This window comes from Marinomonas mediterranea MMB-1 (genome assembly GCF_000192865.1).
Classification (GTDB): domain Bacteria; phylum Pseudomonadota; class Gammaproteobacteria; order Pseudomonadales; family Marinomonadaceae; genus Marinomonas; species Marinomonas mediterranea.
The window spans coordinates 2898712-2915900 of the sequence record NC_015276.1 but is presented as its reverse complement, the minus strand read 5'-3'; the positions used below and the strand labels follow the sequence as shown (position 1 = coordinate 2915900).

Genomic DNA, 17189 nt, shown 5'->3' with positions numbered 1-17189 from the left:
GCCTAATATGATAAGGATGAACCGATGACGATTGCGATTATAAACCCGAATGCATCACACTCCATGACTCAACAAATGCAGGCGTCCTGTTTGAATTTATCGCTGCATAATGAGACACGATGGTATGAGTGCTTGGCTAGCCCCGTCAGCATAGAAGGGCACAGCGACGGTGTTGAAGCAGCGTATCACTTGCTTGAAAAAATTCGACAACTTGAAAACTCCGACGTACCGCCGAAAGCTTATGTGATTGCGTGTTTTGACGACACTGGATTGGATGCCGCGCGTGAGATTACGGCATCCCCTGTCATTGGGATCGGAGAGGCAGCGATGCATGCGGCAAGCTTTGTTAGTCAGAGCTTTGTTGTGATGACAACGTTAGAGCGATCCGTTTCGATTCTGGAACGCAATCTGAGTCACTATGGATTAGTGAATCGCTGTGGCGGTGTTTATGCATCGGGCTTGCCTGTCTTGTCTCTTGAAAGCAATGAGGAAAGTTACGATGTTGTAAGAAGCGCTGCGAGTAACGTATTGCAAGCGAACCGAGGAGACGCACTCGTACTTGGCTGCGGTGGAATGAGTCACTGGGTGGAGCGCTTACAGAGTGATATCGGTGTGCCGGTTTTGGATGGAGTGCGTATTGCTATTACCTTTGCCGATGGCTTTATCTCGCTAAAACTCGCAACAAGTAAGGTAGCGGGTTATGCGTGGCCGGAAACCAAAGCCTAAAATCAATAAAAGCCTGAAAAATCAAATCTCGTACAAAGTGCTATCTCATACAAAGTGCTAGCTCGGCCGTGTATTTGGTTTTAGGAGGAGCTTTGTTTTTCAGTTATTTGTTTTTCCGTTATGATCACACCTATAACCGTTTGATCTAGCGTTGAAAACATTTATGAAAATTACGCCATTGAGTCGGCATATTGGCGCCGAAATCTCTGAGTTGCAGCTTAACGACCTGTCTGAGCATGAATTTAGTCGGCTTTATTCCGCGTTTCTAGAGTATAAGGTTCTGTTCTTTCGCGACCAAGAATTAACCCCTGATCAGCATTTTGCATTAGGTCAACGCTTTGGCGAATTAGAACCTCCTCATCCATTTTTTCCGCATGTTGAATCACATCCTCAAATTGTTGTCATCGAAACCAGTCGAGGTAATCCTCCAGGTGAAAGCTTTTGGCATACGGACATGACTTTTCAGAGATTCCCTCCAAAGTGCTCTATTTTGCACGCGCAATATGTGCCTGAACGTGGGGGAGATACCTTGTGGTGCTCGATGGCCGCCGTTTGGCAAAGTTTGCCAGAGTCTCGTCGCCAAACTTTGAAGGGGCTTGAAGCATGTCATCAATTGCACGCATTTAAAAATAGCCGTTACGATCAAACAAACGAACAGGGCGAAAGCATCGTCGATGAAAAGAGCGCTCAGTATCCGCCTGTCTTTCATCCTTTAATGTACGTTCACCCTGAAACCCAAGAAGAAACGCTGTTTATTAATGAACAATTTACGCGCTATATCGACGGCATGACACCACTGGACAGCGAGGCATGCCTACAAGAATTGTTTGAGATCGCCCGGCAGGACGTGTTTCAGGTTCGGTTTTCTTGGAAAGCTGGGTCAGTCGCTATTTGGGATAATCGTGTCACACAGCACTTTGCTGTTACAGACTATGGTGATACGCCACGTAAGTTGCATCGAGTAACGGTGAAAGGGGCCGAGAATAATTCGGATTAAGAGAATTGCTACTCTTGATATACATGAAGATAGGCGTACTATCGCACTTTTAACAATCGGCTAAATTCAACTCTATAGGATGTAAAGAAATGGAAGAGCTAGATTTTATTTTTGACTATGTCGCGACCATACCGGTTTTCTTATTTATCTTGGTGGTGGTTTTTCTCAAACTGTCCATTAAGTTTGTGCCGCAAAACAGAGCTTTCTTGGTTGAGCGTTTTGGGAAGTATCAGTCGACTAAAGAAGCTGGGCTAAATTTCATTGTGCCTTTTATTGATAAGATTGCCGCTAATCGATCCTTAAAAGAACAAGCCGTTGATGTCCCTTCTCAGAGCGCGATAACGCGCGACAATATCTCCCTTACGGTGGATGGAGTGCTTTATTTTCGAGTTCTTGATCCTTATAAAGCAACGTATGGCGTCGAGCGATACGTCTTTGCCGTCACGCAATTGGCACAGACAACCATGCGTTCGGAGTTAGGTAAAATGGAGTTGGATAAAACGTTTGAAGAGCGTGATCAGTTAAATACAAACATTGTCTCTGCAATAAACGAAGCCTCTAGTCCGTGGGGAATCCAAGTTTTACGTTATGAGATCAAAGACATTATTCCACCGCAATCTGTGATGGAAGCAATGGAAGCTCAGATGAAAGCCGAGCGTGTGAAACGAGCGCAAATCCTTGAATCGGAAGGCGATCGACAAGCCGCTATCAACCGTGCAGAAGGTGAAAAACAAGCCGTTGTATTAGCTGCTGAAGGTGAGAAGTCTGAGCAAGTTCTTAGAGCGGAAGGTGAGGCGCAAGCTATTATCGCCGTTGCGAATGCGCAAGCTGAGGCATTGCATAAAGTCGGTGAAGCAGCGAATACGGATGAAGGCCAAAAAGCCATCCAACTGGATCTTGCCTCGAAAGCCATTGACGCTAAGAAGTCCATCGCGAAAGAATCGTCTATGGTTATTATACCTGACAACGCAACAGACGCAGCGTCTCTTGTCACTCAAGCCACCAGCATTATTAATAAATTGAACGCGAAAAACTAATGGATTTACTTAACGAATATCTAGTTCAAAGCCTCGCCATTATGGGGATAGCACTGTTAGTGATCGAAATATTGGTCCTTGGCTTCAGTACGTTTGTTCTTTTTTTCGTCGGCGTCGCCATGATCATCACGTCACTGTTGGTGTACGTTGATATCGTTCCAGAAACGTGGACCGCATCGGTTCTCACCATTGCGATACTCAGCGTAATATTAAGTGCGGCTCTGTGGCGTCCGTTTAAAAAAATGCAAGGTAAAGTCGATCATACTCCGGTAAAGAGTGACTTTGTTAGGCACGTTTTTATTTTGGAAGCTGACATCGGACCGACGTCTCCAGGAAGTTATCAGTATTCAGGGATCACTTGGAAAATCGTCTCTGAAAGCGAGCTTTCAGCGGGAACAAAAGTCGAAGTAACGGAAGCTCAGGTTGGGGTAATGTACGTTATGGCGGCAAGCCAATAGAGGAAAATTGGGCTAGGCAATAAGCATTTAGGTAATAGCCGCAAAAAGAGCGGTCTTCCTATTGTTTCGTCTCTTTAGTGGCGATTACCATGGCTCACCTTTGATGGTAATCGCCTTTCCTGTTAGAGGCGTGCCGCGATACATCAAAATAAAGTCGTCGCTGCTTGTTGCGACGCCCTTTTGCAAGAAGGAAACAGTCCCCTGAAACTTCCGATAGCCATGCTGTTGGTAGTAGCTTTCTAATCGATGAGGGCAGAAAAGGGTAAAGACCTCCGCGAGCGTGTTTGCATGCTCACAATGATGGAGGTGCTTGAACAGTTTTGAAGGTAAGCCTTTTCCTTGATGCTCGGGTCTAACGACCACATCGCCGACACCAACCACATCAATGCTGCGTTCATCTAAGGTTAATTGGTAGCGGCCATAACCCAAATGTGCTGCCGCCAATTGACCAACCTCTCTACTGTATAAGTGCCAATCCGGCTGCGACCAATCGATGTTTTTTCCTTCTGCGGGGAAGACTTGCTCCCGCCAACGGAATAAGTGCTCGAACTCTTCTTTCGACATTGAATCTGAAAATTGTATGTCCATCACGTTAGAACCTTGGTCATGACGTTCCATAGAACGGGAGTGTTGAAAAGGTTACCTTGCAAGCATAATGATGCATGGAAAGTGTTGCAAGTGGAGCGCAGTACGTTGAGTGCTTGTTGTTACTGTGCCATCCACGCGTTCACACCTTCCTTACGCTGTTTTACCGTTAATCTGTAATCCCAGCTTTCTTTCTAAATTTGTTTTCTATGCTTATTTCTTGTTTTTTCGGTCGATTTCCTTACAATTTGCGGGTATATGTTCGTTGAAGTGGTTTTTGTAGCTCGGTATATAGGATGTTTAAGTAGCCAAAGAATCGGTTCTTCCCAAGTTATTCTTAATTAGGTTTCGATTCAATTATTGTGCTCATCTATGATAGTAAGTAAACGCTTAAACGTCTTGGCAATTGGAATTATTGTGCTGTTGGGTTGCATCGCAACCAGTCTGACCAGTTACTTTTTTGCAAAACAATCTGTTTACGAACATGTAAGTGAACAGATCCTTCCTCTTTCAAGTGATAATATCTACTCTGAAATTCAGCGAGACTTGCTGCAACCTACCTTAATCTCATCGTTAATGGCCCATGATTCGTTTGTTCATGATTGGTATTTAGAGGGGGAAAAAACACCCGATCAGATGGTGAACTACCTCAAAAACATTCAAACGAAATACGACACAATCACAGCATTTTTTGTCTCAGAACAAACGCGAAAGTATTACCACAGCTCGGGGGTACTGAAAACCGTGTCTGAGAGTGACGTTCACGACGCTTGGTACTTCGAAGCAAAATCTTCCTCTCTTCCCAATGTTATAAATATTGACAGCGATACGGCCGACGCAGAACGTATAACGGTATTTGTAAACTATCGAGTTATAGATAATTCGGGTGTTTTTTTAGGGGTGATCGGTGTTGGCCTGTCCATGAACTTGGTTGATTCTCTGATTGAATACTTCGACGCGCGCTATGGTCGCAATGTGTATTTTATCGACCGCTCTGGCGAGGTGATGTTTAATGGCGCGCACCAACATGACCTTTCTTTTCGAGAGACGAATAAAGCGTCGTTTGAGCAAGCATTTTCGTCAATGGTTACCGCTGATTCGAGTTCCGTTTCGTTTAATGCTCCGCAAGGCAAGACTGTATTTTTGAACAGTCGTTATATTCCTGAATTTAATTGGTATTTGATCGTAGAACAAGTTGAAGACGGTGACACCGAAGAGGTCGAAAGAGCCCTAATCATTAATTTGGTGCTGTCTGGTGTCGTGAGTCTATGTATTTTGGCCTTCGTACACTGGGTCACTCGAGGGTACAGCAATAAATTAGAGCGAATGGCACGCTACGATCATTTAACCGGAGCGGTCAACCGCCAAACATTAGATGTATTGTTTCAGAAAGCGATTGGTTCCTCGAATAAAAAGCAAGAAGCGCTTTCTTTGGTGTTGATCGATATTGATCACTTCAAAAAGGTGAACGATAACTTTGGGCATCAAGCGGGTGACAAAGTGATATCTGGGGTGGCTAGGATCATGAAAAACCTGCTGCACAAAGAGGATATTATTTGTCGTTGGGGCGGAGAAGAATTTCTATTCATTCTGTCCAATACCGATAAAAGCAAAGCGACGTCATTGATTAAGACGCTATTGAATCGTATCGAAGACACGAAGTTTGACGTGGGTGAGAGTACGGTATCCATCACAATAAGTGCAGGTCTGACTCAGCTTAACACCGATGAATCTTTACCTCAGGCGATTGCCCGTGCGGATGCGCGACTGTATCAAGCCAAAAAAGAAGGGCGCAATACGTTCAGAAGTGGTTAATGACTTTTGAGCGTCTCGCTTTTACTTCCTTTTATTCGTGTTTTTATTCTTTCTTTCACTTTTTCTTTTGGCAGTTTTTTTTCAATTTTGAATGCCTGCCAAAAACATGATCTAGATCATAAAATGTCGATCATCTTGGTTGCTGAGCCTAGTCTAGGCCGAGTTTCTTGATCTAACGCAATACTCTTTTCTGCACCCTTACCCATAATGCGTACTTATATTAGGTCTCGATGGACGAGGCTTAATAGTGTGGCGGTTGAACAACAAGAGCATACAGCAAACCAATATTTGGTTTCACTAAATGCCTGATAAAAAACGCCTTTCATTTACGTATAACATGGGTTGAGATCATGATTAACGAAGCAGTCGTAGATCTGTCAAGGTTACAGTTCGCTCTAACGGCCATGTACCACTTTTTGTTTGTACCTCTGACCTTGGGCATGTCTTTTCTTCTTGCGATTATGGAGTCTGTATATGTCATTACAGGCAAGCAAGTTTATAAAGACATGGTTAAATTTTGGGGCAAGTTGTTTGGTATTAACTTCGCACTGGGTGTAACAACCGGTTTGACGATGGAATTTCAATTCGGAACAAACTGGTCGTACTACTCACACTACGTAGGAGACATCTTTGGTGCTCCTTTGGCAATCGAAGGCCTAATGGCGTTTTTCTTAGAATCGACGCTAGTCGGTTTGTTCTTCTTCGGTTGGGATAGACTTAGCAAAGTAAAACACTTACTAGTCACTTGGGGTGTTGCGTTAGGCTCTAATTTATCCGCGCTTTGGATTTTGATCGCGAACGGCTGGATGCAAAACCCGGTCGGTTCTGAGTTCAACTATGAAACCATGCGAATGGAATTGGTCGATTTCGGTGCTTTGTTATTCAACCCAGTGGCTCAGGTGAAATTTGTACACACTGTGTCAGCGGGTTATGTAACCGGTGCGGTATTCGTATTAGCTATTTCTAGCTACTACCTACTTAAAAATCGTGATCTTGCCTTTGCACGCCGTTCTTTTGCCATTGCCTCTGCTTTCGGTTTAGCTGCGTGCCTAAGCGTTATCATCTTGGGTGACGAATCTGGCTATGAGTTAGGCGAAGTTCAACGAGTAAAATTGGCAGCAGTCGAAGCCGAGTGGGAAACCCACGAAGCGCCAGCGCCTTTTACTGTGATCGGCTTTCCTAATCAAGAACTGGAAGAAACGGAGTTTGCGCTGCGTATACCTGGCTTAATGGGGTTGATCGCAACTCGCTCTCTTGATGAAGAAGTCATGGGGATCAAAGAGCTTAAAGAGCACAATCGCCAGCGTATTATCAATGGTATTTACGCCAACCAGTTGCTTGAAGAGCTACGTGATGGTTCTCAAGATCCGCTAGTGAAAGAAAACTTTGATAAGGTAAAAGACGATCTTGGTTACGGTCTGTTGGTGACTGCCTTTTCAGAAGATATGAACAACGTGACCTCTGAGCAGATCGATATGGCCGTGGATTACTCTATTCCACATGTCGCGCCTTTGTTCTTCTCTTTCCGTATCATGGTTGCGTGTGGCTTCTTTATGTTGCTCGTCTTTGCCATTGCTTTCTACCAAAATGCGCGCCGCAAGATTGGTACTAACTCTTTCTTCTTAAAAGTGTGTTTGTTCACCTTGCCTATGCCTTGGATCGCCTGTGAGACAGGTTGGTTTGTCGCGGAATATGGTCGTCAGCCTTGGGCTATTGGTGAGGTATTACCGGTCAATGTCGCCGCTTCCAATCTAACTGCCGGTGAGATTTGGTTATCTATGGGGCTTATGACCTTGCTGTATACCGTCTTCTTAATCGCTGAAATGTACCTAATGATTCGCTTTGCGAAGCAGGGGCCATCCAGCTTGCATACTGGTCGCTATGCGCTTGAAAAAGAGACTGAGCAACTAAAAGCACAAGGGGTATAAGAAGATGGATTACGAAATTCTAAAAGTCATTTGGTGGGTGCTGGTGGGTGTCTTGCTAATCGGTTTCGCCGTTACCGACGGCTTTGATATGGGGGTTGGCTCTTGGTTGAATATCTTGACCAAGGAAGACAGCGAACGCCGTATCATGATCAACTCAATTGCGCCGCACTGGGATGGAAACCAAGTATGGTTAATCACCGCTGGTGGCGCACTATTTGCGGCATGGCCTATGGTCTATGCGACGTCTTTCTCAGGCTTCTACTTCGCGATGATTTTGACATTGGCGGCTTTGTTCTTCCGTCCTATCGGTTTTGACTATCGTTCTAAACTGGAAGACAAAACATGGCGTAGTGCATGGGACTGGGGAATCGGCTTCGGCTCTGCTGTACCACCAATCATCTTTGGTGTCGCGTTCGGAAACCTTTTACAAGGTGTACCGTTTGAGTTTGATAAGTTTATGCACGTGACGTACACAGGGTCATTCTTTGGTTTATTAAATCCGTTCGCGATTTTATGTGGCTTAGTTAGCTTACTTATGATCATGACGCAAGGTGGTGCATGGTTGCTGATGAAAACCGAAGGCAGCTTACACAATCGCGTCGCGTTCGGAACCTTGATCTCTGGTGTATTGGCCGCTCTGTTGTTTGTTCTTGCCGGTGTCTGGTTAGCGATGGGAATTGATGGTTACGTCTTGACCAGTGCTGTTGACGGCAATGCAGCGATGACGCCGTTAATGAAAACAGCGGAAGTACAAGAAGGCGCGTGGCTTGCTAACTATGAAAAAGTGCCTGCTTTAATGTTGGCTCCTATTCTAGGGATCGCTGGTATGTTGATCGCGGCAGTGTCTGCAAAAGCAGGGAAGGGCGGAAGTGCATTCTTATTCTCTTCTCTGGGCATCGCTGGCATTATCGTGACGGCGGGTGGCTCTATGTTCCCGTTCTTAATGCCTTCTTCTAGCTTCCCAAGTATGAGTTTGACAATGTGGGATGCGACATCAAGTGAAACAACCATGATGATTATGTTTGTTGTGGCTTGTATCTTCGTACCGATTGTCTTGGCATACACACTGTGGAGTTACATCGTTATGTTTGGTCGCTTAACAAAAGAGCACATCGCTAAAAACAACCATTCTTTGTACTGAGTGCGTTGATTATACGGACCTTCAAACTGGCTAAGACTCATCAGTTTGGAGGTCAATAAGCGGCACAGGACTATAGTAAATGTGTCGGCAACGTTGTTACGTGACGATAGGGAGTGGAGAGCAATGTTCTCTACTCTATCACCCAAATTAAGAGAGATAGATTATGTGGTATTTTGCATGGGTTCTAGGGGTATTATTGGCTTGTTCATTCGGCATCATTAATGCGGTATGGCTTGATTTCAAAGGCTACGAAGGCGAGCCACAGGACTAAGCTATGAAAAAGGCCAATGTTAAAAACAGCAACAAGGCCGACAAACGCTCTGGACGTGTGGTCACTCCAGAGCGTTTGTTTCTAAAAGACCTTGCTCAATCGCAGTCTAAAACCTATCGATGGGTGAACTGCTTAGGGGTGATCATTGCCGCTGGCATTGTTCTGCAATCACTCGGATTGGCTGTTGTGTTTGCCGATTTGGTATTGAATGCCTCAGTCGATATACAAATGCTGATTGTTGCGGGCATTGGCTTCTTATCAAGAGTGTCTTCACAATATATACGCGAACTGTTAAGTGCCTCCGCGAGCCGAAATATTCGCTTTTCATTACGCCAGAAGACCATCTCTCATCTTGCAAAACTCGGCCCGAAAAGACATCAGATAGAAGAAGACGCGGCATTATCGACACGTGTCTATGAGCAGATTGATGCCTTAGACGATTTCTTTACGCGCTACAAACCTCAGGTTTTTCTGGTGACCGTGATCCCCTGCGCCATTCTAGCGAGCGTGGTTTGGGTTTCTTGGATTGCGTTTGGCATTTTTATGTTAACCGCGCCGTTGGTTATTTTCTTTATGATTCTGGTTGGACACAAAGCGGCGCAAGCCAATAGACGACAGTTTAAAGTGTTGTCACTGCTTTCAAATCAGTTTAGTGATTTAAACCAAGGTTTAGCTGAGCTGAATCGCTTGGGACAAACGACAACCGCTCGTGACCGACTCTCTGACAGCGCCGAGCGGTATCAAAAATCGACAATGAGTGTTTTAAGGCTCGCGTTCCTATCGACGGGTACATTGGAATTATTTGCTTCCGTATCGATTGCGATGGTTGCCTTGTATTTAGGGTTAGGGTTGTTAGAGCAACTACCTTGGTCAGTAGGCAGCGCGCCCGTTACCTTGAGCGAGGCATTCTTTTTATTGCTGCTTGCTCCTGAATTTTACTTGCCACTGCGTCAACTGGGTAATGATTACCATGCGAAACAAAAAGCCGAAGCAGCGGCAGTGGATTTGATCGATATCTATCGTGTTACCGCGGAAACTCAGACACAAGACAACGACAATGAGCGCAAGGGCGATTTGAGCGAGCAGGTGATGCATCCTGAATTTGAAACAGGCGCGTTGATTGTCATGAGACACCTAGGTTGGCAACAAGCGGGAAGGCAGCGTTTGAATGCCTTTACGGCATCGATTCGAGAAGGCGAGCGGGTTTGGCTTAAAGGTGAATCCGGCATTGGAAAATCCAGTTTGATGACGATTCTGCTTGGCTTCGAGCAACACTATGAAGGCAGCGTTAACGTCGAGGGTGACGAGTTGAAATCGTCTGATTTAACGCATTGGCGCCAGCGCTTGGCTTGGATTCCTCAAAAGCCTGAATGGGTTCAAGGCACTATTCGTCAAAATTTAGAATTAGGGATTGGTCGTTGTACTGAAAGCGCCTTAAGAAATGCGTTGGTACAGGCGAAATGTTGGGACTTTGTTCAACAATTGGAGTTTGGACTGGACTCTTCTATTTCCGAAGCGGGCACGGGGCTTTCTGGTGGGCAAATGCAGCGTTTATCGATTGCCCGCGCTCTGTTGACGCAAGCCGATATTTGGCTGCTCGACGAACCTTGCTCTGGCCTTGATGAAGAAACGGCCGAGCAAGTACTTAACACCATAGACGATGTGTCTCATGGTAAAACAATGCTGATTATCAGCCACGACACGCATCCGGTTTTTTGGGCCGATACATTTTGGACCTTAACAAAGGAGGGTGTACATGCCAAAGCGCAAATCAAACGTTCTTACGTTTAAATCGTTACTCTTACAGAACCCATTTGGCTTAATTGTCGCCGCTTCGATTGGTGCGATCGCAAGCTTGGCAGCGGTTGCTTTGTTAGGGATTTCAGGTTGGTTTTTATCCGCAGCGGGTCTGGCGGCGGTCGTCGGGACAGCCCTGACGTTTGACTTCCTGACGCCCGGTGCGCTGGTGCGTCTGATGGCCATCTTACGAACCGCAGGTCGTTACGGGGAGCAAGTGTTCTCTCATGATCACCTGTTAGGTTTACTTCGCACTTTGCGTCTATGGGTTTGGGATCAGCGCAAGAACTTGCCGTTTATCGAGCTGAATAAACAAACGAAAGGCGATCTTTTGCAAAGGCTAATTGGCGACCTTGATCAGATCATAAAATGGCCTCTTGCCGTCGTGATGCCTTGGTTATACGCCAGTCTAGGGTGTTTGTCTTTGGTGGTTTTGAGTGCTTTCATTGTGCCCACATTATGGCCTTGGGTTGTGGTGTTCTCGGCGATACAACTTGTTTTGTTGCCGTGGCTAGCACATCGCTTGTGTTGCGTATCAGTCTTTAAAATGCAGGCCTTATCAACGCATAGGCGAGCACGTTTTATGAGTGTGTTTGGCGCTTTAATTACGCTCACGATTCGAGGGAGTTGGACTGGGTATGCGCGCAAATTACAAACCCTCGATAACCGTCAAAAAGAAGAGCAAGCGCGTATTCAAAGAACCAGCAGTGCAGCGAAGTACCTTACTCAGATTACAACCTTCGCCTTGATCGCGGTGACGTTACGACAAGTACTCAGTTATACAGATGGGGTACTGGTTCTTGACCAAGGTATTCAGGCGACTTGGCTCGTTGCATTATTACTGGTTATGCTGGCGGTAAATGAACTAATTCAGCCTCTATCCATTGCCTTTATTGCACAGGGACAGTCTAAGGTTGGGCTTAGACGGTTAAATCAAATTGCAGAGCAAGGAGTTAATGAAGAGGCTCCCGCTTGTAAGTTGGGAGTGACGATTCGGTTTGAAGACCTTGTGGGTGGTTACCGACAAGATATACAACAGAAGACCTCTCTGATGGGAATAAACGGTGATGTTTCATTAGGTGAAAGTCTTCGAGTTGTCGGTAAAAGTGGCGCAGGGAAGTCGACCCTACTGGCGACGCTTGCGGGCGATTTGCCTTTTAGTGGATATGTTTACTTAGGCGATAGAAATTTGGACGAAAGAGAAGCGAGTATCACCTCAAACGCTCATTGGTACAAGCAGGTTGCTTACCTCCCACAAAACCCCATTATCTTCCAGCAAAGTCTGGCTTCTAATCTTCGATTAGGCGCACCCAGTGCAACAGATCAAGAACTGGTCAATGTGCTACGGGTTCTAGGGTTGGGAGAATGGCTAGAGAGTCTTCCAAATGGCCTGGATACGCTGCTCGGTGCACAAGGACGAGATGTGTCTGGTGGGCAAGCGCGTCGAATTGCCTTGGGCCGCGTACTGCTTAGAAAAGCGCCGCTAATGTTACTCGATGAACCGTTTGACGGGCTAGATTCTGCTAGTATCCAACGGGTTTGTGATGCTATTTCGAGTCACTCTTACTCCCCGGACTATTTAATTTACGTCAGTCATATTGATAGCCCGCTCGATCAAATGGCCATGCCTCTAAAAGTATAATGGCGCTTTTTGCGTCATTATTCCCTCCGCGTTTCTGTTAAACGTGCACTCTGTGTCGCAGGTCTTCACACTTTATATCAACTGTTAAAAAGCTTGAATGAAAGGCGAATTTTCTCAGAATACGTAATGCCGTAGCTGGAGTAATGTGTTGAATTCGACGAAGATAAATTGCGGTTTCGAAACAGTACTCTGGCCAGTAGGCCTTTTAATCAAATGAAAAAAGTTAAGGAAGATTTATGAAAAAAATACTGTTAATGCTAATGGCTTTCGCTTCAATCTCTGCATGGGCGGACGATGTATCGAGCGAACTGATTCATTCGATCAGCGAGCGTTTGAGCTACATGGAAGACGTTGCTTTGTATAAAGCACAAAAGCATGTGCCTATTGAGGATGTCGCGCGCGAGAAACTTGTTGTCGATGAATCTAAAATGTCCGCGAAAGAAAGCGGTTTAGATCCTGAGTCGATCGAGGCGTTTTTCAGAGCGCAGATCTCTGTCGCGAAAGCGATTCAATACCGTGTACGTGCGGATCTGCTATCGACGCCCTCGGAGCAACAACCCAAAGATTTGGTCAAAGAAGTGCGACCTGCATTAATTCACCTAGGCGACGAAATTATTCTAGGTATGTCTAAGTACTTAGAGGAACATAGTTCGTTTCGAGACGTCAGTTTTGAAGAATTTAGTACAGACGTCAACATTGGTTATGTCACTGAATCAGATAAGAGACTGCTGTACGATGCTCTTCTGAAAGTCGCACCGCTAGCGAGTTAATCTGTAAGAGACTGCCAGCTCTGATCCACCGCTGGCGGTCTCTTTTTCGTCTTGCTATTCCTTGTTTAGTCTTCGTTTAGTCTTCGTTTACTTAATGGATAGATGCCGACCATCGATGCAGCAATAAGCAGACGCAAAATAGGATGTTTATATTGTGCATGCTACCTCAATCATTTCTCTCAGTTAGTATCATGTTCCGAACGGAGTATAATGCAAAGACCATTGTTAATTGCAGTATAACCTCATGAATAACGACGCGTTTTTAAACATCATAGACAGTACACCTCTGGTGTCGATTGACATTATTTTGGAACGGTCTGATGGCCTGTTTTTAGTGGGGAAACGTGTCAATAAACCCGCAGAAGGCTACTGGTTTGTGCCTGGGGGGGCGCATTCGCAAAAACGAGCCCCTACAAACCGCAATGCAACGAATTTCAAGTACCTAACTGGGTTTTGATATCGCCATTCAGGATGCTCAAATGATTGGTGCATTTGATCATATCTATGAAGATAATTTTAACGCCGTGGAAGGTATAAATACTCACTACGTTGCGTTGGGCTACAGAGTAAAAATGAACCCTTCGAAACAAGTCAGCTTCGATACTCAGCACTCAGAAATGAAATGGATGACAGAGAAGGATTTAATGGCAAGTGAATTTGTACACGCAAACACAAAAGCGTATTTTAAATGATCTTTTAATTAGATGACTGGCTAACTCAATGGAAATTAAAAAAGTCCCGTGGCAAGACACCATTTCAATTCGACACCAAGTACTTTGGCCAGATAAAACACCAGAGTTTTGCCATGTTGAAGGTGATGACCATGCTTTTCACTATGGGGCCTTTATTCACGGTAAACTAGTGTGCGTTGCCTCTATTTTTATCACGGACAAGACTGCACGGTTGAGAAAGTTTGCAACGCTGGATGAACATCAAGGCAAGGGGATTGGCAGCGCAATACTCACGCATATTTTGAATGAACTGAATTCATTAGAAATAAAGGACATGTGGTTTGATGCGCGTGATTCTGTTGCCGGCTTTTATCAAAAATTTGGCTTTGATGTCATGGGCGAGCCATTTTTTAAAGGGGACATACTCTATGTCAAAATGGGCGCGGACCTTGTCGATGTCGTTAAATCGCCAGTGTCTTCCGGCGATCTTCAGCATAGTGCGGATAATGCTAAATAGGAACAAACAGGTAGGAAAATAGAATGAACCTAGATGCGATTCCACCTCTTGATAAGCTCGGTATTAAGCTTGTCTCTTGCAGTGACGCCGAAGCGATTTTTTCGCTTCCATTTGAAGGTAATCAAAACGACAAAAACACGGTATTTGCTGGCAGCCAGTATTCGGCATTGGTGATAGCAGGTTGGTATCTGGTGGGGCGTTGGGCTGAAATACATGGGCTGGGTGATAAAGTTGCCATAAAAGAAGGCAATGTGAGTTACCCGAAAGCCGCGCAAAGTGAAGTGACTGTCCAAGCGCGGTTTGAGGAAGAACCGAATCAGCGTCCAAGTGGGCATTACAAGAGTATAGTGCGGATTGAGGCTCGGGATAAAGACGGCGATTTAGTGAGTCAGTTGATCGCAGATTATCGAATCTTGATGTAATGGCAACACGTAAAATTACGAGAGTGCATTCATGATAAAGGGTATCCATCACGTCGCTATTATTTGCTCGAACTACGCGGTTTCGAAGCATTTCTATGTGTCTATCTTAGGGCTTGAGATCATTGCTGAAAATTATCGTGAAGCCCGTGACTCTTACAAGCTTGATTTAAAACTGCCGAATGGTAACCAAATCGAGCTCTTTTCCTTTCCTGATCGACCAAAACGCCCAAGTTACCCAGAAGCTCAGGGCCTTAGGCATTTGGCGTTTTATGTCTCGTCGGTAGAAGACACCGTGGCGTATCTAGCAGAGCATGGGGTGACCACCGAACCTGTTCGCATAGACGAATATACGGGCAAAAAATACACCTTTTTCAGTGACCCAGACGATTTGCCATTAGAGTTGTACGAGGCTTAGACCATAGTGAATTCCATTTAGTCGTTCTCTTTTGCTAGTACACATCTTGAACATAGCGTCTTCCAACATGGGGTATTTGGGTGATCGGGTGTGGGTTAAATGTCGGATGGCGTCGCAAGCTCCTTATCCGACCTACATAGTTAGGTCATCGTGGGACGGGTGTTGTAGGTTGGAAAAGCGCAGCGCCTTCCAACATGGGGTATTTGGTTGATCGGGTGTGGGTTAAATGTCGGATGGCGTCGCAAGCTCCTTATCCGACCTACATAGTTAGGTCATCGTGGGACGGGTGTTGTAGGTTGGAAAAGCGCAGCGCCTTCCAACATGGGGTATTTGGTTGATCGGGTGTGGGTTAAATGTCGGATGGCGTCGCAAGCTCCTTATCCGACCTACATAGTTAGGTCATCGTGGGACGGGTGTTGTAGGTTGGAAAAGCGCAGCGCCTTCCAACATGGGGTATTTGGTTGATCGGGTGTGGGTTAAATGTCGGATGGCGTCGCAAGCTCCTTATCCGACCTACATAGTTAGGTCATCGTGGGACGGGTGTTGTAGGTTGGAAAAGCGCAGCGCCTTCCAACATGGGATATTAGGGTGATCGGGTGTGGGTTAAATGTCGGATGGCGTCGCAAGCTCCTTATCCGACCTACATAGTTAGGTCATCGTGGGACGGGTGTTGTAGGTTGGAAAAGCGCAGCGCCTTCCAACATGGGGTATTTGGTTGATCGGGTGTGGGTTAAATGTCGGATGGCGTCGCAAGCTCCTTATCCGACCTACATAGTTAGGTCATCGTGGGACGGGTGTTGTAGGTTGGAAAAGCGCAGCACCTTCCAACATGGTGTATTTGGGTGATTGGGTTTGGGTTAAATGTCGGATTGTCTCGCAAACTCCTTATCCGAACTACGTTTTACACACGATTTCGTAGGTTGGAAAAGCGCAGCGCCTTCCAACATGGGGCGTTTGGGATCGTTGAATGGTTTCGAGTCATTAATTTTTAAACAAGGAGGTTATATGCAATATCGAAGATGTTATGTGGAGGGTGGAACGTATTTTTTTACGGTAAATCTGCACAATAGAGGGACGTCTTTATTAGTAGAGCACATTGAAGAATTACGCGAGGTTGTACGCTTTGTAAAGAGTGCAAGGCCATTTGTTATTGATGCTTGGGTGGTATTGCCAGATCATTTACATGCAGTTTGGACGCTACCAAGAGGCGATGCAAATTATTCAATCCGTTGGCAGGAAATTAAAAAGCGTTTTTCGAAAGCATTACCTAAAACAGAAAGTCTGTCATCTTCAAATCTCAAGAGAGGCGAAAGGGGCATATGGCAGAAACGCTTTTGGGAACATTGCATCAGAGATGAACAGGATTATCAGCGTCATATAGATTATGTGCATATCAATCCATTCAAGCATGGTCTGGTTACTCAAGTGAAAGATTGGCCATATTCAAGTTTTCATCGAGCGGTGGAACTAGGGCAATATCCTCAAAACTGGTGTGGAGTATAGACTCTAGTTGCGTCGATTATTGAGACATCGAGTGATGTCGGATGGCGTCGCAAGCTCCTTATCCGACCTACATAGTTAGGTCATCGTGGGGCGAGTGTTGTAGGTTGGAAGGGCTAATGGGAGGCAAGATGAAAAATTAGACGTTATTCTTCATCTGGTCCTAAATTCCTCTAACTTTCTTTAGTACCAATACCCATAGGGGAAATTTTTGGGGTCTTCCGGAAGCTTTTTCCAGCCTGATACATTGTCTATGTAGCGCCGTTTAAAATTCCGCCTCTGTACACCATACGAAGGCAGGCTTCCCATCAAAGATAAAAGATCTTTTGCTTGCTGTGAATCTCTTCCTTGCCGACGGATGGTAGATACTAATACTGGATATAACTTCCGGTACGTCTCTTCTGCAACCGATTTGTCTTTGTGAATGCCATATAAAAATGTGGCTGTCGAAAACAACCTGTTAATATTTTCCATATATAATCCTTTATTATTTTAGT

General features: G+C 45.3%; 19 protein-coding genes. 17 read left to right on the top strand and 2 right to left on the bottom strand.

Annotated elements, in window-relative coordinates; translation table 11 throughout:
- Window positions 1-24: 24 nt before the first annotated feature.
- The 4 genes from MARME_RS13255 (at window position 25) to MARME_RS13240 (ending at window position 3218) form a co-directional block, all read left to right on the top strand.
- Complete coding sequence (locus tag MARME_RS13255) at window positions 25-726, top strand: aspartate/glutamate racemase family protein (protein ID WP_013661769.1); 702 nt, start codon at window positions 25-27, stop codon at window positions 724-726.
- Window positions 727-889: 163 nt separating this feature from the next.
- Window positions 890-1723, top strand: a complete 834-nt coding sequence (locus MARME_RS13250; RefSeq protein ID WP_013661768.1) for a TauD/TfdA dioxygenase family protein — start codon at window positions 890-892, stop codon at window positions 1721-1723.
- Between the two features lie 89 nt (window positions 1724-1812).
- Window positions 1813-2760, top strand: a complete 948-nt coding sequence (locus MARME_RS13245; protein WP_013661767.1) for an SPFH domain-containing protein — start codon at window positions 1813-1815, stop codon at window positions 2758-2760.
- Window positions 2760-3218, top strand: coding sequence for an NfeD family protein (locus MARME_RS13240; protein ID WP_013661766.1), 459 nt, complete (start codon window positions 2760-2762; stop codon window positions 3216-3218). The genes MARME_RS13245 and MARME_RS13240 overlap by 1 nt, the downstream gene beginning before the upstream one ends.
- A gap of 84 nt (window positions 3219-3302) precedes the next feature.
- Here MARME_RS13240 and MARME_RS13235 read toward each other — a convergent pair whose 3' ends face one another.
- Window positions 3303-3806, bottom strand: coding sequence for a GNAT family N-acetyltransferase (locus MARME_RS13235; RefSeq protein ID WP_223295048.1), 504 nt, complete (start codon window positions 3804-3806; stop codon window positions 3303-3305).
- Between the two features lie 369 nt (window positions 3807-4175).
- On the opposite strand from MARME_RS13235, the gene MARME_RS13230 reads away from it, so the two are divergent.
- From MARME_RS13230 to MARME_RS13175, 13 genes are all read left to right on the top strand, one after another.
- Window positions 4176-5618: a sensor domain-containing diguanylate cyclase gene (locus tag MARME_RS13230; protein WP_013661764.1), complete on the top strand. Its 1443-nt coding sequence runs from the start codon at window positions 4176-4178 to the stop codon at window positions 5616-5618.
- Between the two features lie 350 nt (window positions 5619-5968).
- The gene (locus MARME_RS13225) at window positions 5969-7546 is read left to right on the top strand and encodes a cytochrome ubiquinol oxidase subunit I (protein WP_013661763.1); all 1578 of its coding nucleotides are present in this window, start codon (window positions 5969-5971) and stop codon (window positions 7544-7546) included.
- A gap of 4 nt (window positions 7547-7550) precedes the next feature.
- A complete protein-coding gene (gene cydB, locus MARME_RS13220; RefSeq protein ID WP_013661762.1) occupies window positions 7551-8687 on the top strand; it encodes a cytochrome d ubiquinol oxidase subunit II in 1137 nt (378 codons plus the stop codon).
- 163 nt (window positions 8688-8850) lie between these two features.
- On the top strand, window positions 8851-8958 hold the full coding sequence (gene cydX, locus MARME_RS13215; protein WP_013661761.1) for a cytochrome bd-I oxidase subunit CydX: 108 nt from the start codon (window positions 8851-8853) through the stop codon (window positions 8956-8958).
- Window positions 8959-8961: 3 nt separating this feature from the next.
- Complete coding sequence (gene cydD / locus MARME_RS13210) at window positions 8962-10749, top strand: thiol reductant ABC exporter subunit CydD (RefSeq protein WP_013661760.1); 1788 nt, start codon at window positions 8962-8964, stop codon at window positions 10747-10749.
- Window positions 10715-12397 (top strand): amino acid ABC transporter ATP-binding/permease protein, encoded by a 1683-nt coding sequence (locus MARME_RS13205; RefSeq protein ID WP_013661759.1) that lies wholly within the window; start codon window positions 10715-10717, stop codon window positions 12395-12397. The genes cydD and MARME_RS13205 overlap by 35 nt, the downstream gene beginning before the upstream one ends.
- Window positions 12398-12633: 236 nt before the next feature.
- Complete coding sequence (aroQ, locus tag MARME_RS13200) at window positions 12634-13167, top strand: gamma subclass chorismate mutase AroQ (protein ID WP_013661758.1); 534 nt, start codon at window positions 12634-12636, stop codon at window positions 13165-13167.
- Between the two features lie 244 nt (window positions 13168-13411).
- On the top strand, window positions 13412-13624 hold the full coding sequence (locus MARME_RS21865) for an NUDIX hydrolase (protein ID WP_083799774.1): 213 nt from the start codon (window positions 13412-13414) through the stop codon (window positions 13622-13624).
- Between the two features lie 22 nt (window positions 13625-13646).
- The gene (locus MARME_RS21860) at window positions 13647-13859 is read left to right on the top strand and encodes an NUDIX hydrolase (protein WP_083799773.1); all 213 of its coding nucleotides are present in this window, start codon (window positions 13647-13649) and stop codon (window positions 13857-13859) included.
- A gap of 28 nt (window positions 13860-13887) precedes the next feature.
- A complete protein-coding gene (locus tag MARME_RS13190) occupies window positions 13888-14355 on the top strand; it encodes a GNAT family N-acetyltransferase (RefSeq protein ID WP_013661757.1) in 468 nt (155 codons plus the stop codon).
- A 23-nt stretch (window positions 14356-14378) separates the two neighbouring features.
- Window positions 14379-14777: a YiiD C-terminal domain-containing protein gene (locus MARME_RS13185; RefSeq protein WP_013661756.1), complete on the top strand. Its 399-nt coding sequence runs from the start codon at window positions 14379-14381 to the stop codon at window positions 14775-14777.
- A gap of 31 nt (window positions 14778-14808) precedes the next feature.
- The gene (gene gloA2, locus MARME_RS13180) at window positions 14809-15192 is read left to right on the top strand and encodes an SMU1112c/YaeR family gloxylase I-like metalloprotein (protein ID WP_013661755.1); all 384 of its coding nucleotides are present in this window, start codon (window positions 14809-14811) and stop codon (window positions 15190-15192) included.
- A gap of 1005 nt (window positions 15193-16197) precedes the next feature.
- Entirely contained in the window at window positions 16198-16695 is a 498-nt protein-coding gene (locus MARME_RS13175; protein WP_013661754.1) for an REP-associated tyrosine transposase, read from the top strand.
- A gap of 180 nt (window positions 16696-16875) precedes the next feature.
- On the opposite strand, the gene MARME_RS13170 is transcribed toward MARME_RS13175, so the two are convergent.
- Window positions 16876-17166, bottom strand: a complete 291-nt coding sequence (locus tag MARME_RS13170) for a hypothetical protein (RefSeq protein ID WP_013661753.1) — start codon at window positions 17164-17166, stop codon at window positions 16876-16878.
- Between the last annotated feature and the right edge of the window lie 23 nt (window positions 17167-17189).